The sequence below is a fragment of the Corallococcus sp. AB018 genome (genome assembly GCF_003986945.1).
In the GTDB taxonomy this organism is placed as follows: Bacteria; Myxococcota; Myxococcia; order Myxococcales; family Myxococcaceae; genus Corallococcus; species Corallococcus exiguus.
In genome coordinates, this window is the sequence record NZ_RAWR01000163.1 from 1 (window position 1) to 25,164 (window position 25,164).

The 25,164-nt window shown below is 71.2% G+C and carries 13 protein-coding genes and 1 rRNA gene; 10 read left to right on the plus strand and 4 right to left on the minus strand.

The features are described from left to right. From D7Y11_RS29360 to D7Y11_RS29380, 5 genes are all read left to right on the plus strand, one after another. On the plus strand, positions 1–3,211 hold a 3,211-nt coding region (locus D7Y11_RS29360), incomplete at its 5' end, for a carboxypeptidase regulatory-like domain-containing protein (RefSeq protein WP_126935337.1). 51 nt (positions 3,212–3,262) lie between these two features. Continuing rightward, positions 3,263–5,995 (plus strand): hypothetical protein, encoded by a 2,733-nt coding sequence (locus tag D7Y11_RS29365; protein WP_121754873.1) that lies wholly within the window; start codon positions 3,263–3,265, stop codon positions 5,993–5,995. A gap of 12 nt (positions 5,996–6,007) precedes the next feature. Next, positions 6,008–12,541, plus strand: coding sequence for a HEAT repeat domain-containing protein (locus D7Y11_RS29370; RefSeq protein WP_126935338.1), 6,534 nt, complete (start codon positions 6,008–6,010; stop codon positions 12,539–12,541). Then, positions 12,538–14,397 (plus strand): SWIM zinc finger family protein, encoded by a 1,860-nt coding sequence (locus D7Y11_RS29375; protein WP_120597099.1) that lies wholly within the window; start codon positions 12,538–12,540, stop codon positions 14,395–14,397. The genes D7Y11_RS29370 and D7Y11_RS29375 overlap by 4 nt, the downstream gene beginning before the upstream one ends. A 399-nt stretch (positions 14,398–14,796) precedes the next feature. Then, positions 14,797–16,242, plus strand: coding sequence for a reverse transcriptase family protein (locus tag D7Y11_RS29380; RefSeq protein WP_126935339.1), 1,446 nt, complete (start codon positions 14,797–14,799; stop codon positions 16,240–16,242). 9 nt (positions 16,243–16,251) lie between these two features. Here D7Y11_RS29380 and D7Y11_RS29385 read toward each other — a convergent pair whose 3' ends face one another. Continuing rightward, on the minus strand, positions 16,252–17,229 hold the full coding sequence (locus D7Y11_RS29385) for an alpha/beta hydrolase (RefSeq protein WP_126935340.1): 978 nt from the start codon (positions 17,227–17,229) through the stop codon (positions 16,252–16,254). A 172-nt stretch (positions 17,230–17,401) separates the two neighbouring features. On the opposite strand from D7Y11_RS29385, the gene D7Y11_RS29390 reads away from it, so the two are divergent. The 4 genes from D7Y11_RS29390 (at position 17,402) to D7Y11_RS29405 (ending at position 21,791) form a co-directional block, all read left to right on the plus strand. Next, positions 17,402–18,925, plus strand: coding sequence for a GMC oxidoreductase (locus D7Y11_RS29390; RefSeq protein ID WP_126935341.1), 1,524 nt, complete (start codon positions 17,402–17,404; stop codon positions 18,923–18,925). A gap of 99 nt (positions 18,926–19,024) precedes the next feature. Continuing rightward, positions 19,025–19,642, plus strand: a complete 618-nt coding sequence (locus tag D7Y11_RS29395; protein WP_121754878.1) for a TetR/AcrR family transcriptional regulator — start codon at positions 19,025–19,027, stop codon at positions 19,640–19,642. Beyond that, entirely contained in the window at positions 19,639–20,844 is a 1,206-nt protein-coding gene (locus D7Y11_RS29400) for a multidrug effflux MFS transporter (protein ID WP_121754879.1), read from the plus strand. Before D7Y11_RS29395 ends, D7Y11_RS29400 begins: the two co-directional genes overlap by 4 nt. A 62-nt stretch (positions 20,845–20,906) precedes the next feature. Next, on the plus strand, positions 20,907–21,791 hold the full coding sequence (locus tag D7Y11_RS29405) for a class I SAM-dependent methyltransferase (RefSeq protein WP_158629154.1): 885 nt from the start codon (positions 20,907–20,909) through the stop codon (positions 21,789–21,791). Positions 21,792–21,798: 7 nt separating this feature from the next. Here D7Y11_RS29405 and lnt read toward each other — a convergent pair whose 3' ends face one another. Both lnt and D7Y11_RS29415 read right to left on the minus strand, forming a co-directional pair. Continuing rightward, the gene (lnt, locus tag D7Y11_RS29410; RefSeq protein ID WP_121754881.1) at positions 21,799–23,391 is read right to left on the minus strand and encodes an apolipoprotein N-acyltransferase; all 1,593 of its coding nucleotides are present in this window, start codon (positions 23,389–23,391) and stop codon (positions 21,799–21,801) included. After that, entirely contained in the window at positions 23,388–24,017 is a 630-nt protein-coding gene (locus D7Y11_RS29415; protein ID WP_120581084.1) for a hypothetical protein, read from the minus strand. The genes lnt and D7Y11_RS29415 overlap by 4 nt, the downstream gene beginning before the upstream one ends. A 79-nt stretch (positions 24,018–24,096) precedes the next feature. Between D7Y11_RS29415 and D7Y11_RS29420 the strand changes: the two genes are divergently transcribed. Continuing rightward, on the plus strand, positions 24,097–24,954 hold the full coding sequence (locus D7Y11_RS29420; RefSeq protein ID WP_120581083.1) for a hypothetical protein: 858 nt from the start codon (positions 24,097–24,099) through the stop codon (positions 24,952–24,954). A gap of 113 nt (positions 24,955–25,067) precedes the next feature. Here D7Y11_RS29420 and rrf read toward each other — a convergent pair. Continuing rightward, positions 25,068–25,164, minus strand: a 5S ribosomal RNA gene (rrf, locus tag D7Y11_RS29425); the annotation flags it as partial.

The following is a 25,164-nucleotide window of genomic DNA, read 5'->3' on the forward strand; positions in this document are numbered from 1 at the left end:
GCCCCAGGGTGCCCTCCAGGTCCAGGGCCGTGTCGTCGACCTCCAGGGGCAGCCCGTCGCCGGCATCGAGGTCTCCGCCTCCGTCCCCCTGCCCGGGGAGACCCTGACGGAGCTGCCCTGTGACGCGGACTCGCCCGAGGTCCCCGTGGTCTCCGAGGACTGCGATTCCCTCCCCGCCCTCCGCTGGGTCCGGGAGCTGGTGGAGGCCCACCGGGGCGCCGCCTTCGTCCTGTCGCGCACCACCTCCGCCCAGGACGGCACCTTCACCCTGGAGGGCCTGCCCCAGGGGACCGTCGACCTCTGGGCCCTGGGTTCACAGGGCGCCGGCCTCCAGGAGGACGTCGTCACCGGCACGCGGGACGTGACGCTGGAGCTCGGGGCCAGCCAACGGCTCACCGGCCGCGTGGTGGACGAGGACGGCGCCCCGCTCGCCCAGGCCCAGGTGACCGTGCTGCACACGGACACCGCGCGCTACTTCGAGACGAAGACCGGCGCGGACGGCCGCTTCTCCCTGGGCCCCCTGCCCGGAGATGTCCCCTACAGCCTCCTCGCCGCCCACCCCGGAAAGCTCACCGAGTGGATGGGGGACGTGGCCCCGGTCGCCCTGCCCGAGGACATCGTGCTGTACGCCCCCCGGCGCATCGTGGGCACCGTGGTGGACGGCGAGCACCCCGTCGCCGGCGCCACCGTCACAGTGGTCGACACTGAGCTCGTCACCACCACCGACGCCCAGGGGCGCTTCACCTTCGACGGCCTCCCCCCCGACGACTACACCCTGGAGGCGGAGCAGGGCGGCCTCCAGGCGCACGAAACGGTGGAGGTCACGGAGGACCAGCGCGAGGTCTCGGTGACGCTGAGCCTGGGCACCATCTTCTTCGTCGAGGCCACCGTGCGCGACACCGCCGGCAACCCCGTGGCCCACGCCGAAGTGAGCGCCGCCAATCCCCGTGAGCGCGACGAGCACTACCTCCCCCACCGCTTCAAGGAGCTTGGCACCACCGGTGAGGACGGCCGCCTGCGCCTGGGCCCCCTCCGGGCCCGCGACTATGTCTTCCAGGTGGTGTCGGACCAGATGCTGGACCTCACCGCGGTCCGCACCGTGGCCGAGGGCGGTCCTCCACTGGACTTCGTGCTCTCCCCCGCCGTCCTCGTGGAGGGCATCGTCACCAATGCCGCGGGCCAGCCGGTGGCGGAGGCCTCCTTGTCGCTGCGTCCACCCGCCCGGAAGCGCCCGGCCGACCCGCCTCCGCCCGTGTACACGCGCTCGCTCATCTTGATGCACCCGTCCCGCGAGGCGCCCTTCACCTTCGACGCCACCTCCAACGAGGAGGGCCACTTCGCCATCAAGGTGGACAAGCCCCTCTCCGGCACCCTCACCGTCGAGGCCGACGGCTACCTGCCGCGCAAGCTCCAGGTCCGCGCCCCCACGTCCGGCCTGAAGCTCACCCTGGACTCGGGCGCCACCGTGCGCGGCACCGTGACGAGCTCGCGCGGCACGCCCGTCAACGAGGTGGACGTCAGCCTGGTGATGCAGGAGCCGGAGCAGGAGCCCTCGACAGGCGCCCGAGAGGCCCCAGAAGAAGACGACGACAAGATCGACATCATCCGCATGACCTTCGCGGGCACCACCGGCGAGGACGGCCGCTTCGACATCAAGGGCATTCCTCCCGGCACCTATGCCGTGTGGATGCGGACCACCACGGGCGGCTACGAGCGCCTCATGCCCGACCGCGTGGTGCTGCGCGGCTCGGAGACCGTGGAGCTGGCGCTGCGCCTGGACCTGGACGGACGCGTGGGCGGCATCGTCGTGGACGCGGAGGGCCGGCCCCTGGCGGACGTCACCGTGGACGCCACCGCGAAGGAGGACGAAGCCAGCAACGGCCGCTCGTACTCTCCCCTCTCCATGAAGACCGGTCCGGACGGCCGCTTCATCCTGGAGCCGATGGCGCGCGACTGGGACTACGAGCTGACGGCGGTGAAACCGGGCTACGCGATGCCCCAGCCGCCCAAGAAGGAGAGCCCCGACGAGGGCCCGGACGACGAGACCTTCGAAGAGACGCATGCAAGGCTCAAACGGTGGATGGATGAGCAGGATGGCCCCAAGGTCATCGCCCGCGCGGGGAACATGGGCGTGCGCATCACCCTGGCCTTCCAGGGCCGCATCACCGGCCGGCTGGCGAGGAAGGACGGCACGCCCATCACCCGCTTCACCGTGAACGAAGAGGCGGTGCGCGACCCGAAGGGCGCCTTCACCGTCTTCGTGGACGAGCCCGGCCCCCAGCACCTCACCTTCGAGGTGCCGGGCCACGCCTTCACCCAGCGCGACGTGGACGTCCCCGAAGGCCGGAGCGTGGACCTGGGCACGGTGCGCGTGGAAGCGGGCCACGTCATCCAGGGCCGCGTGGTGGACGACGCCACCGGCGCCCCGCTGGCCGGAGTGTCCGTCTCCCTGGCGCTGCCGGCGGAAGACGTCCGCAACGCGGAGCACTCCGAATCCTTCGCGGACGTCACTACCGGCCCGGACGGCACGTTCCAGCTGCCCGCCGTGGAATCCCGGCCCTACATGCTCACCGTGCAGGAGGCGGAACACGCGTCGCTCGAACGCATCGTGGGCCCCACCGAGGACACGCTCGAGCTGCGCCTGCCGTCCGCCACCCGCCTGGAGGTCTCGGCGCGGGACGCACAGGGCCGGCCGTCGTCGGTCGTCCTGACGGCCATTTCGAAGGCGGACCCGGAGGAGCAGCTCATCGCCTCGGCGAACACCGGCGTGGCCATGTTCCGCGACCTGGCCCCGGGCGACTACGTGGTGAAGATCGCGGGCGGGAACACCGGCAGGGTCGTGCCTCGCGTCGTGCACGTCGAGCCGCGTCGCGTCAACCGGGTGGACCTGCCGCTGTCGACGACGGGGCTCAAGCTGAAGCTGCGCTGGAGCGAGCGCGGGAGGCAGGGCACCCCCTACCTCCTCCCCGGACGCGTCCCCGCGCCGCCCGAATCCGCCTCGGCCTCGGAGGTGCGGTGGCTGGGCGAACAGGCACTCGCGCCGCTATTTCACGGCGCGGATACCTGGGTCCTCGTCCCTCCCGGGCCCTACACGCTTCTCGTGTTGCAAGAACGTGAGGGACGCTGGCTGTCGTTCCGGCAGGACGTGACGGTGGGCGCGGGCACCATGCAGGATTCGCAGGAGGTGGAGGTCCCCGCACTGCCGTGGTGAGGCGGGTCCGACATGCCTCGCGGTCCAGGGGAGCTGTGTTAAACCCCACGCATGACCCCGAGCGACGCGCTGAGCGCAGCAGACCTCGAACGTCTTGCCAGGGCGGAGGCACCGGACCTGGCCGAGTCCGTGCTGGCCTTCCTCGACCAGCCGGACCGCACGTCGGACACGCCGCTGCCGCAGGGCGCGCTGTCCTTCGACGCGTTGAAGCAGCTGCTGGAGCAGGCGCGCGCGGACGGCGACAAGGCCGGCCGCCGCAAGGGCTCGCATGAGGCGTGGCAGCGCTTCCTCGCGCAGAAGGACGTGCCGCTGCCGCCGCGCCTGCTGCTCGCGGACCTGCTGGTGTCCCTCTACGAGAAGAACACCGAGCCCGCGCGCGCCGCCCTCATCACGCTGGTGAAGGAAGCGCCGCTGAAGTTCGGCCTGTGGGCGGGCCTCAAGCGCATCTACAAGCTGGCGGAGGCGCGCCACGACGCGGAGATGTTCGGCGCGCTGGCCTGGCGCTTCGACACCGAGCGCGGCGGCCGCCGCAGGCACCGCGAGGTCAGCGGCGGCACCCTCACCTACCTCCAGCGCCGCGCGTGGCGCTTCCTGCGCCACCTGGGCGCGGCCGTCCCGGAGCTCTACCCGCAGTTCGCGGTGGAGGTCCTGCGGCACTACGACCTGGAGACGACGTGGGCGCAGTGCTGGGTGGCGCACCACCTCTGGGCGCACAACAGCAAGGGCTACTCCGCGTCGCGCTTCCCCATCCAGCCGCCCAACGACATGGTGAAGCAGCGCATGTATCCGGACGCGTGGAAGCGCTCGCCGGACGCGCTGATGCGCCTGTTGGACACGTGCCAGTCGGACCCCGCCGCGAAGTTCGCCATCCAGGGCCTGCGCAAGGACTTCCCGGAGGCGCTGCGCAAGGTGACGCCCGCGTGGCTGGACCGCCTGGCGCGCCGTCCGCTGGGCAGCGCGCACGACTTCCTGGTGGAGACGCTCCAGGGCTCGCCGGACTTCCACCAGGGCAAGCTGCGCGCGGCCGGGCTGCATGAGGCGGTGCTCGCGCTGCTCTTCTCCCCCAGCGACAAGGCCCGCGCCTACGCCATCGAGTACGCGCGCGGCCACGCGCAGGACCTGGCCGCGGACCGGCTGGCGGACCTGGTGGAGAAGGGCGAGGACGACGTGCAGAAGTTCGCCGCCGCCGCCCTGGAGAAGCACAAGCCGCGCGACCTGGGACTGCCGCTGCTGGGCCGGCTGCTCAACTCCAAGCCCACCGCGGCGTTCGCGGCGAAGTCGCTGGAGCAGTCCTTCGACCGCGCGGAAATCACCCACGACTTCCTGCGCGAGCTGCTCTGGGGCAAGCAGGAGCAGCTCAACTGGGCGAAGAACTACGTCTCCTCGAAGTACGCGGCCGGGGAGATGCCGGCGGACTTCTGGAAGGTGGCGCTGACGGAGGCGAAGCAGCGCTCGTCGCGCCAGCGCATCGTGGAGGACACGGCGATGAAGGCCCTGTCCACCTACAAGCCGGCGGACATCGGGCCGGAGTGGCTGCTGGACCTGGTGGCGCATCCGCGCCTGGGACGTCAGGCGGCGCAGTGGCTCACCCGCGCGGACAGCCTGCCGGGCCTGGACGTGGAGCGCGTGAAGGCGCTCGTCTTCAACGGCAAGTTCCGGAGCACGGCGCTGGAGCTCCTGGGCAACCGCAAGCTCTTCACCGCGCGGCAGCTCACGGTGCCCTGGCTGCTGGCGCTGGCGCGGCGTGCGGACCCGCAGCTGCACGAGTTCGCGCACCGCTACCTGCTGGCGAACGTGGTGCCCGCGGACTTCAGCGACTCGGGCGACGCGGACGCGGGCCTGGAGCGACTGTTCGACCTGGCGCTGGGCGCGAAGCAGCCGCCGCCGGTGCGCGCGTTCGCGCAGACGTACCTGCGCTGCCACCACCCGGGCATCGGGCCGGAGCAGCCGGAGTCCAAGTCCTACGAGCTGCGTCCCCGCGCGCCGCGCAAGGCGTACTCGGCGGAGCGGCTGTGGCCGGCCCTCTTCGACGAGCGCGACGACGTGCGCCGCTTCGCGCTGACCATCGCCCGCTCGGAGCTGCGCGCGTGGGGTTACCAGACGCGCGTGTACGAGCTGGCGGACTCGGACGCGAAGGAGATCCGCAACCTGGCCTACGACGCCCTGCTCAACGCGGGCGAGCCGGGAGCGGACGCGCGCCACACGCTGCAGCCGGATGAGCTGGACGCGGGCAAGGTGTTCGCCCTCACGGAGTCCACCAAGCGCAGCACGCGTGAAGTGGCCGTGGAGCTCATCCGCCGGCACTACGCGAGGCTGGGCGGCGCGGAGCGGCTGTCCGGCCTGATGCAGAGCGCGGACCGCGAGGTGGGCCTGTTCGCGGTGCGCCTGCTCTGGGAGAAGCACCGTCCGCTGCACCTGCCGGAGGGCTGGAAGCCCGCGGGCGGCGGCAAGGACGAGCGCGAGGCGGGTGGCACCACGCGCTTCAGCGACGTGGAGGCGCTGCGCACGTTCCTGCGGCGCATGATGTTCGGCCTGCCGCCCGGGCGCGCGAAGGAAGCGCGTGAAGGCGACGTCCAGCGCCGGCTGTCCGCGAGCGTGGCCAAGCGCCGCGTGGTGGAGCTGGTGCGGGACCTGGGCCTGGAAGACGAGAGCTTCGCTCGAGTGGTGGCGCCCGTGCTGGGCGAGTTCACCGGCTCCGTGGCGAAGGGCGAGTGGCAGAGCTGCCTGGCCTCGCTGGTGCAACTGCGTGCGGCTCACCCGAGCGTGCAGCTCGGCGGCATCTAGGACAACGACACCATGGCCAACCTCTCCATCGGCAACATCGAGAAGGTCCGTGCGCTGGCTGCCAATGCGCGCCTGATCATCGTGGGCGGCACTCGCGCCGCCGCCGACAGCCGCCTGACCGCGTACGATCCGGCAACCAACAAGGTCCTGTGGACTTCGCCCCTGCCCGCGCACGTGCTGGGCGTGGCGCTGGCCGGCGAGCAGTTCGCGGCGGCGGGCGCGGACGGCACCGTGCGCTTCGGGTCGCTCACCGACGGCACCGTGAAGTTCCAGCTCCACAACGCGCACCCCGGAGGCTGCACCGCGGTGGCGGCCAGCCCGGACGGCAAGGTGCTCTACACGGCCGGCATGGACGGCTTCGTGCGCGCGTGGGACTGGGACAGCACGAAGAAGCTGAAGGAGTGGAGCGCGTCCTCGCAGCCGCTGCGCGCGGTGGCGGTGGACCCCACGCACACGTACGTCGCCTGCGCGGGCGATGACAGCGTGGTGCGCTCGTTCACGGTGGCGACGGGTGCGCGCCGGGACATGCCGGGCCACGAGGGCGCGGTGCGGGCGCTGGCCTTCACCCCGCGCGACGGGCGGCTCGTCTCCGCGGGTGACGACGGCAAGCTGCGCATCGGCTACCTGGTCGGCGCGGTGGAGTTCGAGGTTCGCGGCGACAAGGACAGCGGCCACGCGGGCTCCGTGCTGGGGCTGGTGTTCCCGCCCACGCCGCCGGCGGAAGCGGGCCAGGACCCGGCGGAGCGCATCGCGTCCGTGGGCAGCGACGGCAAGCTGAAGGTCTGGCGGCTGGACGAGCGCCGCAAGCCGCGCACCTTCGAGCTGGGCAGCAAGGCCCTGAACGCGGTGGCCTTCGCGCCCCCGGCGAACCCCCGACAGGCGAAGCAGCTGCTGGGCTATCTCTTCGTGGCTGGCGAGGACCGCCGCGTCACGCGCATCACGCTGGGCACGGACGGCAAGCCCACGGATGAGACGACGGCGTTCGGCCACGGCTTCGACGTCTTCAACGAGGCGCTGAAGGCCGCCCTCCCCCGCCGCGAGGCCGCGGTGAAGGAGGCGGTGGCGCTGCTGGAGCCGGAGGCGCTGGACTTCGTCCTGGGCGTGCTGACCTCGGACAAGGACGCCGCCGCGCGCCGGCTGGCTGCCACGGAGCTGGGCAACCACGGCCGCACCGCCGCGCGGCCGAAGCTGCGCGATCGCCTCAACGACGACGACAAGACGGTGCGCGCCGCGGCGCTGGACGCGCTGGTGAAGCTGGAGACGGAGTCGCCTCTGGCGGCACCCCGCTCGGCGCTGGACTCGCGCTTCGTGGACACGCGCGTGCAGGGCCTGCGCCTGCTGGCGAAGCAGGGCAGCGTGTCGCCGCTGGTGCCGGGCCTCATCGCCAGCAAGCTGCCGGACACGAACGCGGAGGTGGGCACCGCCGCGCTGGACGCGCTCACCACCGTGTCGCCCAAGGGCAGCACGGAGCCGCTGAAGCTGGCCTTCGAGCGAGGCCCCGCGGCCCTCAAGGTGGAGGTGCTGCTGCGCGCGTCGGGAGCGGGCCTGCTGGGCGACCCGCGCCTGCAGCCGCTGGTGGCGCGCGCGCTGGACGACGCGGACCGGGACGTGCGCCGCGTGGCCTTCGCGGTGCGGGTGCTGGAGCGCCGCCCGCTGGCCGCCACGCTGGAGGCGAAGGACGAGGAGTTCGCGCGCACGGTGCGGGAAGTGACCCGCATGCTGACCCTCCAGGCGAAGCGCGCGGCCGGGGACACGGAGGCGAAGTCCACCACCGACGCGGAGCTGGCTGCCTCGCGTGAACAGCTCTTCGGAAAGACGGCCGCTGGCACGGCGCTGACGGAGGCGGACCTGGAGCCGCTGCTCGCCGCCATGGCGTGCCGCATGCCGGACACCGCCGTGCGTGGCGCGCGTGTACTGGCGCAGCTGGGTGACGGTCGCGCCCTGGGCGCGCTGCTCCAACTGTCGCGCGAGGACGACGCCGCCATCCGCCGGGAGACGGCCGCCGCGCTCCAGGCGCTGCAGGATCCGCGCGCCCGCGAGCGACTGGTGTGGATGCTGGACGACGCGGACGGGGACGTGCGCGCCGCGGCGCTGACGGCCGTGGTGGCGCTGGACGCGGACGCACCGCTGTCCGCCGCCGAGGCCGCGCTGCGCTCCGGTCACGAAGACGTGCGCGTGCGCGGCCTGGACCGGCTGGTGAAGCTGGGCGCCAAGGCGGAGGGCGCGGAAGGCCTGCTGGGCGACGCGCTGGAGGACGAATCCGCCAAGGTGCGCGGCGAGGCCTTCCGCACGCTGTGGGCCTGGAACGACAAGGAGCCGGTGAAGGCGCTGGACCGCGCGCTGGCGGGCCGCTTCCCGGACCTGCGCACCCGCGCGGTGGAGGTGCTCGCGCAGAAGGGCACCGACGACTGGGCGCTGGAGCGGCTGAAGAAGTCCGTGGAGGACCGCGACGCGGGCGTGGCCACCGCCGCCTACGAGGCGTGGGTGAAGCTGGCCGGCAAGGAGAAGGCGGAGCCGCACCTGGCCGCGCTCAACACCACGCACCCGGCCCTGCGCGAGAAGGCCGCCAAGGCCTCCGTGCACGCCCCGGCGGAAGCCATGCGCTCCGCGCTCCTCAAGCGCGTGCAGGACGAGCACCTGGACGTGGCCTTCGCTGCGTTGGAGGCGCTGGACAAGCTCATCCCGAACGAGAACGGACCGCTGCTCGCGGGCATCGCGGCGTCGGCGCTGCCGGTGCGCGTGCGGGCCTCGGAGCTGCTCGCCCCGCGCGGCGCGGAGGACATCATCGAGCCCATGCGCGGGCTCATCACGGACAAGGACCTGGAGCGGATGTACCCGCCCGGCTTCCTCGTCCCCCTGCGCGTCCGCGCGTCGCGTGCGCTGGCCACGCTGGGCTCGCGGCGCCTGCTGGGCTTCTACGCCACCACGCTCCTGCCTCACGAGGTGACGGACCTCCAGGAGCAGGGCGCGCGCGGTCTCGCCACGGCGAGCCGCCGGGGCGACGAGGGCGCGCTGCTGGATGCGCTGGGCCACTCGCTGGTGGCGGCGCGTTCGTGGGCGGCGGACGGTCTCTCCCGCCTGGGTGACGTGCGCGCGCTGCCGGTGCTCACCGGAAACCTGCGCCATGAACACCTGCCCATCCGGCTGGGCGCCATCCTCTCGTTCGCGGCCCTGGGCCACGAGGGCGACGGCGGCCTGCTACACGGTCTGGAGGACTCCGCGCGCGAAGTGCAGGAGATGGTGTTCGCCATCGTGCTCGCGCGGGACCTGCGCGCCAGCCGCGAGGGTGGACCACCGGACCTGCTGACGAGCGCGTTGTCCAGCGGTCGTCCGGAGGTGCGTTACGCCGCGGCCCGCGCGCTGGAGCTGCGCACGGAGCCGGAGGCGTACCGCGCGCACCTGGTGGAGGTGCTGCTGCCGCCGCGTCCGGAGAAGGCCGGCGACATGAAGGACTGGCCCGCGGAGGACGACCGGGCGAAGCGCGTGATTGGGCTCGCCGAGGCGCTCTCCAGCGGTCAGCCGGAGCAGCGCTACGCGGCGGCGCAGGTGCTGCTGCTGCGCAACAAGCCGCTGGACTACTTCCGTGAAGCGCAGAAGGTCGCGCGCCCCAGCTCGCTCCAGTCCCCCTGGAAGCCGGAGACGGCCGATGGCGCCGCGCACGTCATCCAGCCCTCCACGCCGGAGAAGCAGGGCACGGCCTCCGCCACGGGCAAGAGCTGGCTGCGCCGCCTCTTCTCCGCGGTGAAGCCGCCGGAAGGCTCGGGCACGGGTACGCCGAAGGACGCGACGCAGGCGGAGCGTCAGCACCTGCGCCGCCTCGCCTTCGGCGCCTACGTGGGCCTGCTGCGTCAGGTGACCGCGGGTGACGAGGAAGGCCACCGCGTCCGCCGCGACGCCGTGGACCGCGTGGTGAAGCTCACGCAGGAGGGCTACGCGGGCACGTCCGCCGCGGTGGCCGCCCTGCTGCGCGCGCTGGAAGACCCTCACCAACTCGTGCGCCGGGCCGCGCTCGCGGGCCTCAAGGAGCTGTACCCCGCTGGCAGCGACGAGCCGCTGGCGCTGGCCCTGGCCTCGCTGGCGCCTGACGTGGCGCGCGCCGCGCTGGAGGAGCTCGCCGAGCGCGGTGACAAGGCCCGTCCGCGAGTGGCCGCCGCGCTCAACTCGCCGCTGCCGGAGGTGCGCAAGTCCGCCTTCGAGCTGCTGGAGAAGCTGAGCCCGCCGGGCAGCCTGGATCCGCTGCTGGCCGCGCTGGGCAGCGAGCACGCCGACCTGCGCGTGGGCGTGATTGAGCGGCTCGCGGGAGCCAACGACCCGCGCGTCACGGAGGCCCTGGGCCGCGCGATGGGCAGCGAGCACGAGGACCTGCGGCTGCGCGCCGCGGAGTTGCTCGCGTTCCGGGGCGACGACCGGGCGGTGGAGGTGCTGGGCACCTTCCTGCGTTCTGAGACGTCCGCCGTGGCCCGCCGCGCACAGGAGGCCCTGGCGCGACTGGGAACCTCCGCCGCCGTGGCCGCGCTCGCCGCGCGCCTGACGGTGGCCACGGAGATTCCGGAGCGCACCCGGTTGGTGGCCGCGCTGGGCCGCACCCACCGCGCGGACGCACTGGACGTGCTCGCGCGCCAGAGCGTGGAGGACGAAGCACCGTCCGTGCGCCTCGCCTGCGTGACGGCGGCGATGCAGCTCACCTGGCCGCCGGAGCAGGAGAAGCTGAATGAGGACGAGCGCGAGCTGAAGAAGCGCGACGCGGCGCTCGCGGTGCGCTTCCTGCGCGTGGCGGTGAAGAGCCAGGACCCGGAGGTCCGCAAGGCCGCCGCCGGCGAGCTGGAGCACGGCAAGAGCGAGGGCCAGGACGCGCTGCTCGCCCAGCTCTTCAACGACCGCGACGTCACCGTGCGCGCGGCCGCCGTGGAGCACTACTCGAAGCGCGTGGTGGAAGAGGGCGCGGCGGTGGAGCCGCTGGAGGAGATCCTCCGCGCCGGCGCCCGCGAGCTGATGCTGCCCGCGGCGGAAGGCGTCGCGCACCAGCGCCGCGCCAGCGCCCTGCGTCCCCTGCTGCTGTACGCGCGCGCCGGTGAGCCGCACGAGCGAGGCCGGGCCCTGCTCGCCCTGGGCACCCTGGGCGACGTGCGAGCCCTCTCCGAGTTGGAGACGGTGGCCGGCGGAGGCACGCCGGAAGCCCCGGCCGAAGAGGACATGGTGTTCGCCGCCATCGAGGCCCTCGGCCGCCTGGCGAACCGGATGCCGGATGGCGAGGACCGCCGCCGCATCGAGGAGAAGGTGGAGGCCGCGGCCACGGACGGCGCCGCCTTCCAGCGCCAGGAAGCCGGCGTGCGCGGCCTGCGCGCCCTGGGTGGAGAGCGCGCCCGGGTGAAGCTGGAGGCGCTGCTCGCCGACGGCGAGACGGACGACGACGTGCGCCGCACGGTGGCGGAGGAGCTGGGCAAGTTCGGAGACCCGGCCGCCGAGGCCGCCCTGGCCGCCGCGCTGAACGAGGAGGACGACGACCTTCGCGCCGCCGCGCGCAAGGCGCTGGATGTCCTCTTCCCCAAGGAGCGCACGCGGGTGGAGTTCCTCGCCGTGCAGAGCGAGCACGAGGACATCTCCGAGCCCGCCGCCACGTACCTCGCCAGCGAAGGCGACCCGGCGCTGCTCGTGCCCCGCCTGGCCACGCTGGACAACGTGGAGCTGCGCCTCCGTCTGCGTCGCGGCCTCGCCCGCCGTGGCGCGATGCCGGTGCCGGAGGTCATCGCCCTGTTCGGCCACGACAAGCCGGAGGCCCGCGAAGAGGCCGCCCGGCTCGTGGGCACCTGGACGGGTGACGCACGCGAAGCCGGCGCCGTGGACACGGCCGGACTGACCCGCGCGCTGGTGGCCGCCGAACGGCGCACCGCCACCGCCTGGGTCTCCGCGCAGCCTCCGAAGAAGGAGCCGCTGGCCGCCGCCTGGGAGCGCCTGCTCTGGGCGGGCTCACGGCTGGGCGCGAAGGAGCTGGTCGCGACGTCCGCCGAAATCCTCCGCAAGGGTGAGGCCCAGGCCCCCGCCGCCGTGCGCCAGGAAGCGGCGCGAGTGCTGGGACGACTGAAGGCCACGAGCGAGGCGCAGGCCCTGCGCACCGCGCTCGGTGACCCGGACGCCGCCGTGCGTTCCGCCGCCGCGTCGGTGCTGGCCGCGCTGGTGCCGGAGCAGTCCTCGGCCTGGGCGCTGGAGGTGAAGCCCTTCGACCCGGTGGCCCTGGGCCCCACGGGCGCGAAGGTGGCCCAGTCCGCGCTGACCAGCAGCGAAGGCCGCCGGCTCGCGGTCCCCGCGCTCCTGGCGAAGAAGGACCTGAAGCCGCTCGAGTCCGTGGCCGCCGACGCGAAGCCGGAGGTGCGGCAGGATGGCTGGGCCGCGCTGGGACGCCTGGGCGGAGACGAAGCCGCGGCGCTGCTGAAGACGGCGGCGTTCGACAAGTCGCAGTCGGTGGAGCTGCGCAAGGCGGCCTACCGCGCCCACAAACGTGCACGCCGGGCCGCTGAGCGCGCCCGGAAGGAAGGTCAACCGTCGTGAGCACCGCAACCGCACGTCATCCCGTCGCGCTGAGCTACTCCGCGCAGAGCGACGTGGTCGTCACGCCGGACGCCTCGCGCGTGCAGCTGGCCCTGGAGGGCTCGCGAGGCACCGTGGGCGTCAGTGGCCAGGTGAAGGACCCCACCCTCTTCCGCGACGCGCTGGCCGCTGCCTTCGCGGTGCTCTCCAGCGACCTGCGCTACCGGGGCCGCGACCGCACCGCGTACCTCGCGTACCTGATGAAGCAGGGCAAGCGCGCCAGCGCCCAGATTTGGGAAGCGCAGAAGGCCTTCCTCGACAACGCGCTGGAGGGTGAAGAGAAGAAGGACGCCGTCCTGGACCCCGTCCTCACGGTGGATCCGGACCAGGTCTCGCTGGAGGTCTTCTCCCGCGACGAGAGCGCCTACGCGCGCCTCGCCTTCGACAACAGCCTCTTCGACAAGCGCCAGGCCGCGCACGGCTCCACCTTCCTGGACGTGCCGCAGGACCTGCCCGCCCGCCTGGACCGCCTGCGCGCCTACGCCCCGGTGGTGCTGGAGGCCCACGTCGCCCCCACCGCGAAGGCCGCGCCCGCCACGGAGCCCCGAGCCCCGCGCACGGTGGAAGTGCCGCACGCGTGGCTGCGAGGCTTCCTCCAGGTGCAGTCCGCCGCGACGCTGCCGGCCACCACCTGCTCCATCGCGCCCATCGACCTGTACAACCTGCTCTTCGCGCTGCGCACCCGCCGCTCGAAGAAGGCGCCCCGCGCGCTGCGCTTCGAGCTGGTCCCCGGCGCCCCGCCCCGGCTGGTGCTGGAGCCCTGGGAGCAGGTGCTGGAGTGCCACGGCGGCGTGTACACGGGCAGCGCGCCCGCGGTGGTGCGCACCTTCGGCCGTCAGCGCCTCGCCGCGCTCGCGCGCCTGCTGCCCCACGCGAAGAGCGTGCACGTGCAGTTGCTGGGTCCGGGCCTCCCGGTGTTCTGGGTCATCGACCTGGGCGCGGCCACGCTGACGCTGGGGCTCACCGGCTGGACGGAGAGCGGCTGGTCCAGCGCCGCCGCCTTCGACGCGCTGATGCCGCGCGACGTGCCGGAAGGCCTGGCGGAACTGCTGCGCAACCGCCTGCGCAAGGACGGTCCCCTCGCCTTCGAAGTGCTGGCCAAGGACGCGGGAGCGCCGAAGGATCAGGTGCGCGCCGCGCTCCAGCTGGAGTGCCTGCGCGGCCGCGTCCTCTTCGACGTGTCCCGCAGCACCTACCGCCCGCGCGAACTGATGCCCACCCCGGTGGACGAGGCCGCGCTGCGCTACGGCAACGAGCGTGAAGCGCGCGCCCACCGCCTGCTGGGCGACGGCAGCCCGGGTTCGGGCGAGGTGAAGCTCACGCAGGTGCACGACATCGTGGGCGAGGGCACGCGCATCCAGGGAGAAGTCGTGGACCGCGAGGCGGTGCGCAGCTTCTTCCCCAGCTTCACCATGGACCTGGAGGGCCGCGTGAAGGACGCGAGCTGCGGCTGCCCGCACTTCCGCCGCTCCGGTCTGCGCGAAGGCCCCTGCGAACACATGCTCGCGCTGCGCCTGGCATACGCCCGCCGCCGCGCCGAGGAAGAAGCGCTCCGTCAGACGCCGGAGGGCCGCAAGCTCATCCGCGCGGAGACGCGCGCGTACGTGCGCCGGGATCCGGCCACGGGGCTGGAGCAGGTGTATCGCGTGTCGCTGGACGGCAAGGTGGTGGCCCTCACGTGGGGTCCCCGCCTGGGCGATTCGCGCCACCAGCGCCTCTGGTTCGACACGGACACGGAAGCCCGGACGGCGTACTTCAGCCGTTTGGAGAAACTAACCGCGGACGGCTACATCGACGCGGCCTCGACTCTGGTGTAAACACTCACTCAACGGCCCGGCCGCCGACGGGGCGGCCGGAAGGATGGTGGCGCCGGACGAAATTCGAATAGCGAGTGGTCGAGAGAGGTCTGGACCGCATCAGCCTTAACGCCTCGAGCGTAGGAACGGCGTTGCGCCGTTCTGGTTGAAATGCTGGACACTCTCCGCAAGGTAGCCTGTTCTTGGCTCTCTCCCTCCCGAGCACTACCGTCGGGGTGGGAAGCGGAACCAACGACGCAGCCGCCGTTTTCCCACCCCGACGGTAGTGCTCGGGAGGGGAGAGCCGGTGAGGCTACCGTGCCCCAGGTGAGCTGGTGGTGCCTTCCTGGCCTCCCTCGACCGCTCGCATTCGTCTCCGTCGCCCCTCCCTGAGCCGCCGCGCCCGTCGAAGGTAACTCGATGACCGCCAAGCTGGAGTCGTTCGTCCCCGCCGCCCCGCCGCAGGCCGTTGCTGACACCGCGCCCGCAGCCTCTCCCAACTCTGTCGCGAAGCGCGAGGCCGCCAAGGCCGCGCACGACGCCCTCATCACGCGCTGGAAGGCCATCACCGAGGCCGGCGGCGCGGACGAATGGGTGCAAGCCCAGCTCGTGTCGAAGGGCGCGCTCGCGGACGAGGTGGACTTCTCCTCGCTGAAGGAGAAGGAGAAGACGGCCTGGAAGGAGAAGAAGAAGGCCGAAGCCGTGGAGCGCCGCGCGCTGAAGCGCCAGGCCCACGAGGCGTGGAAGGCCACGCACGTGAACCACCTGGGCGTGGGCATCCACTGGAACGAAGCCGGCCTGCCGGACAAGTTCGACCTGGAGCACCGCGAGGAGCGCGCGCGCCAGAACGGTCTGCCCACGCTGGACTCGGCGGAGGACCTGGCGAAGGCGCTGGGCCTGAGCGTGTCCAAGCTGCGCGGCTTCGCGTTCCACCGAGACGTGGACACGGGCTCCAACTACGTGACGTGGAGCATCCCCAAGCGCACGGGCGGCGAGCGCACCATCACGTCCCCCAAGCGGGAGCTGAAGGAAGCGCAGCGCTGGGTGCTGTCGAACGTCGTGGAGCGGCTGCCGGTGCACGGCGCGGCGCACGGCTTCGTGGCGGGGCGCTCCATCCTCACCAACGCGCTGGCGCACCGGGGCGCGGACGTGCTGGTGAAGGTGGACCTGAAGGACTTCTTCCCCTCGGTGCACTGGCGCCGGGTGAAGGGCCTGCTGCGCAAGGGCGGCCTGAAGGAGAACACGTCCACGCTGCTGGCACTGATGTCCACGGAAGCGCCGCGTGAGCGCATGTCCTTCCGGGGCAAGACGCTGCACGTGGCGAAGGGCCCGCGAGCCCTCCCGCAGGGCGCGCCCACCTCGCCGGGCATCACCAACGCGCTGTGCCTGCGCCTGGACAAGCGGCTGTCGGCGCTGTCTCGCAAGCTGGGCTTCACGTACACGCGCTACGCGGACGACCTGACCTTCTCATGGACGAAGGCGAAGGCGCCCAAGGCCCGCCGCGCGCAGGGAGCGCCGGTGGCGGTGCTGCTCGCGCGGGTGAAGGACATCGTGGAGGCGGAAGGCTTCACGGTCCACCCGGACAAGACGCGGGTCGCCCGCAAGGGCAGCCGTCAGCGCGTCACGGGGCTCGTGGTGAACGACGCCAAGGACGGCACGCCCGCCGCCCGAGTCCCCCGCGACGTGGTGCGCCGCCTGCGCGCGGCCATCCACAACCGCCAGAAGGGCAAGCCGGGCCGCGAAGGCGAGTCGTTGGATCAGCTCAAGGGCATGGCGGCGTTCATCTACATGACGGACCCGGAGAAGGGCCGCATGTACCTGGATCAGCTCGCGAAGCTCGAAGCCGCCCCGCCCGCCCAGGCGTAGCGCGCGGAACTAGCGGGCCCCCGCCTTCTTCGTCCGCCGTGAAGGCTTCTTCGCCGGAGCCTTCTTCTCCACAGGCGTCTCCACCGAGGGAGTCACTCCCTCCACGGGCTTCAACGCCTTGTCCGCGAACTCCAGCAGCCGGCGCGGATACTCCGTGGGCGCGGCAGCGGCGAAGTTGCCATGCGAAGCGCCGGGGATGCGCCACGTCTGCGCATACGACGAGACGTGCGCGAACAGCTCGTCCATCAGCGGCTGCCCTGACTCCTCCGTCCCCGCGACGATGAACAGGGGCCGGGGCTTGATGTGGTCCACCGCGTCGATGGTCCGCACCTCGTCCAGAGCGATGCCCCGCCGCCAGAACGGAACCAGCGCCCCCGTCTGGGTCACCACGCCGAAGCGGCGGAAGTCATACGCCGCCGCCAGCCACAGCGTGTTGAACGGAGACAGCAGCACCACCGCCGCGACCTGAGGGTCCTTCGCCGCGACCTCCGCCACCGCCGCGGATCCGATGGAGAACCCCAGCGCCCCCACGCGAGCCGGATCCACCTCCGGCTGAGCCCGCACGTACGCCAGCGCCGCGCGCACATCCTGGCGCTCCTTGTCACCCCAGGTGGACGTCTCGCCCCCGCTCTGCCCATGCGCGCGCAGGTCGAACAGCAGCACCCCATATCCCCCGTCGCGCAGCACGCGGGCCTCCGGCACCAGGTCCATGCGCGTCTGCGACAGGCCATGAGCCAGCACCCACGCCGCCTTGTTCCGGGACGGCAGGTACCAGCCGCGCAGCTCCACCCCGTCATCCGTGCGCAGCGTCACATCACGCGCGTCACCGAAGTCCGCGGGCAGCACCGCAGCCGGCCTCGGGTAGTGGAAGTACTGCTCGGAGCGCCACGCCGCGCGGCCACCCAACGCCAGGGCCACCAGCAGCAATGGCAACACCAGCACGCTGAGCACCCGCCCCCACCGAATCCGCGTCAACAACCCAGCCATGTCCGCCCCTCTCCGACAGCAAGCGACCCGTACTCCAGAGCGGAAGTCACCGCCCCAGGCTTGTGTTGGCTCCTGCCAGACATCTAGACCTATAGGCGCCAATAGGGTCCTGATTTACAATTTAGGCGAACTTTAGCAGCGGCGGCAGACTGACCGTCCTGGGTGAGCAGGCATGAAGACGTCGAAGACGGTCTATGACGCGGTGGTGGTGGGTTCGGGAGCCTGCGGGGGATGGGCGGCCAAGCAGCTGACGGAGGCAGGGCTCCAGGTGCTGGTGTTGGAGGCGGGCCGAGGAGCGAACGCGGACCGGGCGCTCCACCTGATGCACCGCGTGAAGCAGAAGCTGGGCTACCGCATCGAGTCGGACGCATCCCGCAAGTCGCGCCAGTCCATCCAGGCCACGAGCTTCGCGTGGCCGTTCCATCCGCACGCCTTCGTGGATGACGTGGACAACCCCTACACCACGCCGCCCGACGCACCGTTCGCCTGGATTCGAGCGAGGCAGGTAGGCGGGCGGACCAGCGTGAAGGCTCACGGCCGCCAGTTCTACCGGCTGTCTGACTTCAACTTCCACGCGGGCAGCCTGGACGGATTGAGCCCGGACTGGCCGCTGTCGCACTCGGACCTGGCGCCGTCCTACGAAATCGTGGAGCGGTGGATGGGCCTGCGAGGCAACTCGGACGGCGTGGACACGCTGCCGGACTCCGTCTTCTCCGGTCCCGCGCCGCTGTCCCCCGGCGAGGTCCGCCTGCGCGAGAAGGTGAAGGCCCGCTGGCCCGACCGCCACGTCGTCGCCCGGCGGACGGCGAACGCGCCGGTGACGCTGCCGGCGGCGCTGCAGACGGGGCGGCTGACGCTGCGCTCGCACGCCATCGCCAGCCACATCCTGCACGACCCGAACACGGGCCGGGTGACGGGGGTGTCCTTCATCGACGCGAACTCCGGCACCTCCGAGGAGGTGCACGCGAAGGTGGTGGTGGTGGCCGCGGGCACCATTGAATCCACACGGTTGCTGTTGCACTCGCGAAACCGGGCGTTCCCGGACGGCCTGGCGAACAGCTCGGGGCTCGTGGGCCAGCACCTGATGGACCACATGTACCTGCGAGGCATCGAAGCGAGGATGAACCTGCCCGCGCACCTCCAGCAGAAGGAGCACGGCTGGGCGTACATCCCCCAATTCCGCAACGTCACCGAGCGCCACCCCAACTTCGCGCGAGGCTACGGCATTCAGGTCTTCACCTTCGACGACCAGATGCACATGGTGCCCTTCGGAGAGATGGTCCCGCGTGCGGAGAACCGCGTGACGTTGAGCGCCACGGTGAAGGACCGCTGGGGCATTCCGGCGGCGCACATCGAGTGCCGTCACTCGGACAACGACCTGAAGATGACGGAGGACGCGGTCGCCTCCTGTCTGGAGATGTTGGAGGAGGCGGGCTGCACGGTGGAGCAGGTCAACAAGCAGCTCTCCGACCCGGGCATGGCCATCCACGAGGTGGGCACTGCGCGCATGGGCAAGGACCCGAAGACGTCCGTGCTCAACCCGTTCAACCAGAGCTGGGATGTGCCCAACCTCTACGTCACGGATGGCTCCTGCTTCCCCTCGCAGGGCCCGCAGAACCCCACCCTGACGATGATGGCGCTCACCGTCCGCGCCTGCGCTCACCTGGTGGGCGAGCTCAAGGCCGGCCGCATCTGATTTCCCTCGGAAGCTGACGCGAGGGGCCCGCGGGAACGGGTCCCTTGCACGACTGGCGCGAATTTATTACCTACCAGTCAGTAACTAACCCTTCGCGCCATGTCCCGTCCCCCACGCGTCACCGACCTGCAGATCGACGAAGCGGCCCGAGCCGTGTTCCTGGCGCAGGGTCCATCCGCGCCGCTGCAGGACATCGCGAAGCGGCTGGGCATCTCGCAACCGGCGCTGCTGCACCGGGTGGGCACCAAGGAGGCGCTGATGTCGCGAGCCCTCCGCCCCGTCCCGCCCACCGCGCTGGCACTCCTGGAGCCAGGGCCCAGGGACAACGCCCCCATCGAGGACCAGCTCCTGGAAGCGCTCCTGCACCACCGGGACTTCCTGCGCCAGTTGGTGCCCTGGTTGTTCGTGCTGCACTACTCCGCACTGGGTGGCGCGAGGGCCCTGCACCTGGAGACACCGCCCCCTGTCGCGCTCAGGGAGGGGCTGACGAAGTGGCTCACCCGGGCGAAGCGAGCCGGACGGGTGGACCTCGCCGAGCCCCGAGTCGCGGCGGAAGCACTCTGTGGAGCGCTGGAAGCCCGCTGCTTCAACGCCCACGTAGGCGGCGCCACCTACGCCCCCGGCGATGACAAAGCCGTCCTGCGCCAGCTCATCCGGGTGCTGCTGACGCCAGGAGAAGCGCCCGCACGAAAGCCTCAGAAGAGGACCGCCAGATGACGACCGCCACGCCCAAGCTGTCCCGCTCCACGGAGGGAGCCGGGCTGATCATCCTCCTGGGGGCGCTCATCGGCTTCGGGCCGCTGTCCATCGACATGTACCTGCCGGCGTTCCCCGCCATCGGCGAATCACTGCGAGCGACAGCAGGAGAGGTGGAACGCACGCTGGCGGCGTTCTTCGCGGGGCTCGCGGTGGGGCAGCTCTTCGCGGGACCGGTGAGCGACCGCTTCGGCCGCACGAAGCCGCTCTACGTGGGCCTGGTGCTCTACGTGCTGGGCTCCATCGGCTGCGCGACGGCGCCATCGGCGGAATTCCTGGCGGCGTGCCGGTTCGTGCAGGCGTTGGGTGGCTCGGTGGGAATGGTGACGGCGAGGGCCGTCGTGAGGGACCTGCACTCGGGAGCAGCGGCGGCGAGGATGATGTCGCGCCTGGTGCTGGTGATGGGCCTGGCGCCCATCCTGGCCCCGCTGCTGGGCGGCTGGGTGCTACGAGCCGCGGGCTGGCGAGCCATCTTCGGAAGCCACGCGGTCATCGGCCTCATCGCGCTGGGAGCGGCATTCGCCATCCTGCCGGAGACAGCACCCCCGAGGAACGGAGCCGCCCCATCCAAACCCTTCCAGGCGATGTGGGGCATCACGAAGGCGCCAGACTTCCTGGGGCCTGCGCTGGCGGCGGCGCTCGCGCAGGCAGGGATGTTCGCGTACATCGGCGGTTCGCCCTTCGTGTTCATCACGTTGCACGGCGTGAAGCCGGAGCACTTCGGCTGGTTCTTCGGAGCGAACGCCGCAGGGCTGGTCGCGGTGTCGCAGCTCAATCACTGGTTGCTGGCGCGCTCCTCGCCCGAGCGGGTGTTGAAGCTGGCGGTGCGAATCGCCGCGCTGGCGGGGCTGGCCCTGGTGACGGTGGCATCGACAGGCGTTGGCGGGCTGTGGGGCATCGCGCTGTCGCTGTTCGTGTTCGTCTCCACATTGGGAGCCATCACGCCCAACGCGACAGCCCTGGCGATGGAGCAGCACGCGAAGCAGGCAGGCATCGCGTCAGCGGTGCTGGGAGCGCTGCAGTTCATGCTGGCCGCGGGAGCCTCCGCGATGGTGAGCGCAAGCCACGACGGCACCGCGAGGCCCATGGCCTTGGGAGTCGCCATCGCCGCCCTGCTCGCCCTGGGAGCACTGAGCCTGGCGAAGCGAGCCCCCGGGCACTGAGCCGAGGGCCCCGAGGGTGGGATTGACACTCCGGAACGCGAAGCCCGATGGTGCGGTGCGAAATGCTCGCACCCTTCTACTCCGCCTGCCCTGTCTGCAATGAGACCGGATCCCGACCGGTCGTTGCGTTCCAAGAGCTGAGCTACGGCCGTTGCACGGGCTGTGGGCTCATCTACAAACGGGAGCAGAAGCCAGGGCTGGGCGAGGGCTACGAAGAGAAGTACTTCAAGCACAACCGCGCGAAGTACCTGAGCCGCTGGGACCACCGGGTGCGCAAGTGCCTGAGGCAGGTGCTGGTGTGCCTGGAGTACGCGCCACACGCGAAGGACCTGCTGGATGTGGGGTGTTCCGCGGGATACGTGTTGGAGGCAGCGCAGCGCGCAGGCCTGAAAGCCACGGGGCTGGACTACTCCCAGTTCACGGTGAACCTCTGCCGCGAGCGAGGCTACACCGCCGAATACGGCTCGCTGACACAGATGCCGTTCCCGGACGCGTCCTTCGACATCATCACGTTGAAGCACACGCTGGAGCACGTGGATCAGCCCATGGATGGGCTGCGAGAAATCCAGCGCGTGTTGAGGCCAGGAGGCGTGGCCTTCGTCATCGTGCCGGACGCGGCCTACTACAAGATCATCGTGATGCCCCGGAAGGGCCGCTCGTTCCGCCCGGACCGGCGAGGCTGGCAGCACCACGTCTACTTCTACGAGCACAACCTCGCGGACGCCTGCGCCAGGGCCGGAATGCAGCCCGTGAAGGCAGGCAAGGACATCCTGCGCCGGAGACTGGCGAAGGGCCTCCGAGCCCCCTACGAATACGCACGCTTCGCCTTCCTCTGGGCCTGGGTCCAGGTCTGCCGGTTGACGCACATGCGCAGGGAAATCCAGGTCATCGCCCAGAAGCCCAAGGCAGACGCACAGCTCCCCGCCCCGCACGCCGAAGCCGCCTGAGCGCGCGTCACACAGGCCGGCGAATCCACACCCCCAGCACCACGGCCAGCACGAGCGCCACGGGCCCCAACCAGTCGCCCCAAGCCCCCGCGAGCGAGCTCAGCCGATCCGCGGTCGGCACACGCATCACGGTGCCAGCGCGCTGATTGTCCTCGAGCTCGGAGGTCCACGTCCCCGCGGGGTCAATGAACGCGGAGATGCCCGAATTGGTCACCCGAATCTGTGCCGTGCGCGTCTCGATGCTCCGAAACGCCGCATGCATCAGGTGCAGCCGGGGCGCGGGGGTGCCGGAGAACCACGAGTCATTCGACAGCGTGAGAATCAGGTCCGCCCCCTGGCGCACCTCCGCTGCGACGTAATTGGGAAAGACGGCCTCGTAGCAGATGAGCGGAGCGACCTTGAGCACGCGGCCGCCGTTCAACCGGAAGTCCACCAGCCGGGGACCCGGGCCGCGCTTCCAGCGACCCGTCCAAGGAAGCATTGCGCGCAGTGAAGGCGTGTCCACCGCATCCGGAACCCACTCCGTGAGGGGGAAGAGCATCGTCTTCCGGTACGCGGACTGAGCCAACTCGCCCGTCGTAGAGGGGCCCAAGAACATGGCGGCATTGAACTCGCGTTCGCCGTCCAGGTCGTACGTGCCGAACACCAGCGGAACACCGCGCTCCGCCACCCACGAGCGGATCTCATCATCGAGCGCGCCGCCGTCCTCGCTCTTCGGCGTGCCGAAGGTCGTCGGATACACCGTCTCCGGCCAAACCAGCAGGTCCAGCGGCCCCGAGCGCAACAGCGCATCCGACATCGCGTAATGCGTATCCAGGATGTTGCGAACAACCTCGTAGGTGCCCTGCTCCGCGGCCAGCTTCTCGATGTTGGTGATGTTCGCCTGCACCGCCCCCACCACCAGCGACGGAGCCGAGTGCACCGCCGAGCGCACCTGCCCCAGCCGCACCCATCCGTAACCCCACCCCACCACCGCCAGCACAACCGCCAGGACCACCGGCCTGAGTCGCAAGCCCCGCTGAGAAGCCAGTCCCTGAGCGACCGAGACGACACACTCGTTGATGAGCAGCAGCCCCAGCGTGAGCCCCGGAGCGCCAGCCAGGTCCGCGCCCTGGCGCAGCGTCTCCGAAGCATAGAGGGCGTGGCCCAGCGTCTCGGCGAACAGCTTGGGCGCGAACCACTCGGTGCCCACGTACACGAGCGCAGTGAGCACAGGAGGCACCCACGCCAGGCGCGGCACCTCCGCCACCCGCCGGCGCGCGTACCACCGCACCCACGCTGCGGTGATGAACTGGAGCTCCAACACAGGCGCGATGAGCAGGAACACGCCCCAGCACAGCCACACCGGAGCATGGGAGTACGCCGCGATGGCGCCCGGAAACCAGCCGAACACCGCCGCGGTGAACGTCACCGACAGCAGCACGCCCAGCCCCACGGCCCCCCGAGCGGAACGGACCCCGTCCAAGGCCGCGAGCCACGGTGCCATGGCCACCACGCCCAGCCACACCCAACCGGGTCGCAGCTGTCCAAACACTGCGAACAGCACGGTGGTCGCCGCGACGCCCAGGAGCGCCCCGGCCCACCCCTTCACGGACGTCACTGCGAGTCCTCGTCCTCGACAGGAATCTCCAGCAGCCGGTGAGGCATGCCGGGGGGAGCCATCTCCTCGGGCACCACGCGGTTCTCGGGGATGGGGATGGGCTGCCCGTTGGCGTCCTTGGGCGTGAAGTCCGGATGGAACATCAGGATGGCCGCCAGCGGCTGCCCGTTGTCCGTCGCCTGGTAGTGGCGCATGTAACCAGGGGGCAGCTCGAAGTCGTCGGGCACGACGAGCCCCCGCTTCAGCGGCTTGGTGCCGCGCTGGTACAGGGCCGTCCCGCTCTTGCCCTCGGAAGGCGGCGGGTCATCGACAGGCATGGGGGCAGGCTCCTCCACGGGCATGGGCGCGGCGACATGCGCGACCGCAGGGCGCACGGAAGGGCGCGCGGGTTCCAGGGAGGGAGCCACCGGCGCAGGGCGCTCGGCCACCACGATGGGGGGCAGGTCCTCGACAGGCACAGGGCGGGAGAGCCACCAGAGGCAAAGCCCCACACACAGGCCGGTGATGGCGACGGCACCACCGATGAGCCGTGAGCCCACACCACCTGAGGACTCACGCGAGGGCGTCACCCGCGTCACGCCATCGGAATCCGTGCGACGTTCAGGGCCAGGCTGCGGGGAACGCATGTTTTGAGGGGCCTCCGGGGTGCGTATGCTACGGAAGCCGCTCGTATCGAGGCAATGCGCGCGCGGCCATGCCCCTCCCATGACCGTCGACGCGTCGAGCCCCTTCCCCATCCACGCCTTCACACCCCGTCTGCGCGCGCTGGGAGCGCTCCTGCACGCCACGGGGCTGGGCACGCTCTGCTACTTCACCGCGCTGCTGTTCAAGGACGTGCTCGCGGGCACCCAGACGCTGGCACCCGTACCGCTGGCGACAGGACTCGCGGTGGGAGCAGTCCTGCCGCGCATCGCGCTGCGCCTGTTACAACGAGGAACGAGGGCCACGGTCACGGTGCGGCCGGAAGGCCTGGTGCTCACCCAGTCAGGGGGAGCGCACTTCGAGATTCCCTTCGAGGCACTGGAGTCCATCCGCCCGTGGCGTCTGCCCCTTCCAGGCCCGGGACTGACACTCCGGCTGCGAACAGGGCGGGCTTTCGACTACGGCCTGGCAGTGCAGGCCCCCATGCCCCTGCTGGAGGCGATGGGGACGCTCGGAGAAGCACGAAATGATCCGCGAGTGCGATACGCCCAAGCACGGAGCGAGAAGTGGCGCAGGCGTTGGTACGACCAGGCCCTGAAGTACGGCCTGGTGCCCGGAGTGCTCGCCGGCATCTTCTTCCGAGCGCACCAGTACATCTCCTTCGGAGGTCCGTTCGGAGAGCTCCAGATGTACGGATGGACGTCGTACCTCACGTCCTTCGCGCGCACCTGGTTACCAGTGTTCCTGGCCCTGCTGTTGTTTGGTTGTTTCTGGAGAGCCTTCGCAGAAGCGCTTTGCTTCGGCGCCGCGTGGCTGGGTCCCCGGTGGGCACGCAACGTACGCACCGGCGCGGAGTGGACCTGCCGGGCGCTCTATTACGTGGCCCTGCCTGTCTTTCTCGCGGTGCGGCTGCTGGGCTGATTCGCAAAGACAGCCATCAGCGTGCGCGGATCAACGCGCAAAGCCAGACGGAGGAACAGGCCCGCAAAGACAAAGCCCCTGGTGCCTTGCGGCACCAGGGGCTTTCAAAAAGAATCCGGCAGCGACCTACTCTCCCACGCGGTTTCCCGCGGAGTACCATCGGCTCTGGAGGGCTTAACTTCCGTGTTCGGGATGGGAACGGGTGTGACC

Coding starts and splice junctions, on each gene's coding strand:
- D7Y11_RS29395 (WP_121754878.1), top strand. CDS start 19,025: ATGTCCCGTCCCCCACGCGTCACCGACCTGCAGATCGACGAAGCGGCC.
- D7Y11_RS29420 (WP_120581083.1), top strand. CDS start 24,097: ATGACCGTCGACGCGTCGAGCCCCTTCCCCATCCACGCCTTCACACCC.
- D7Y11_RS29380 (WP_126935339.1), top strand. CDS start 14,797: ATGACCGCCAAGCTGGAGTCGTTCGTCCCCGCCGCCCCGCCGCAGGCC.
- D7Y11_RS29390 (WP_126935341.1), top strand. CDS start 17,402: ATGAAGACGTCGAAGACGGTCTATGACGCGGTGGTGGTGGGTTCGGGA.
- D7Y11_RS29385 (WP_126935340.1), bottom strand. CDS start 17,229: ATGGCTGGGTTGTTGACGCGGATTCGGTGGGGGCGGGTGCTCAGCGTG.
- D7Y11_RS29415 (WP_120581084.1), bottom strand. CDS start 24,017: ATGCGTTCCCCGCAGCCTGGCCCTGAACGTCGCACGGATTCCGATGGC.
- D7Y11_RS29370 (WP_126935338.1), top strand. CDS start 6,008: ATGGCCAACCTCTCCATCGGCAACATCGAGAAGGTCCGTGCGCTGGCT.
- D7Y11_RS29405 (WP_158629154.1), top strand. CDS start 20,907: ATGCTCGCACCCTTCTACTCCGCCTGCCCTGTCTGCAATGAGACCGGA.
- D7Y11_RS29400 (WP_121754879.1), top strand. CDS start 19,639: ATGACGACCGCCACGCCCAAGCTGTCCCGCTCCACGGAGGGAGCCGGG.
- D7Y11_RS29365 (WP_121754873.1), top strand. CDS start 3,263: ATGACCCCGAGCGACGCGCTGAGCGCAGCAGACCTCGAACGTCTTGCC.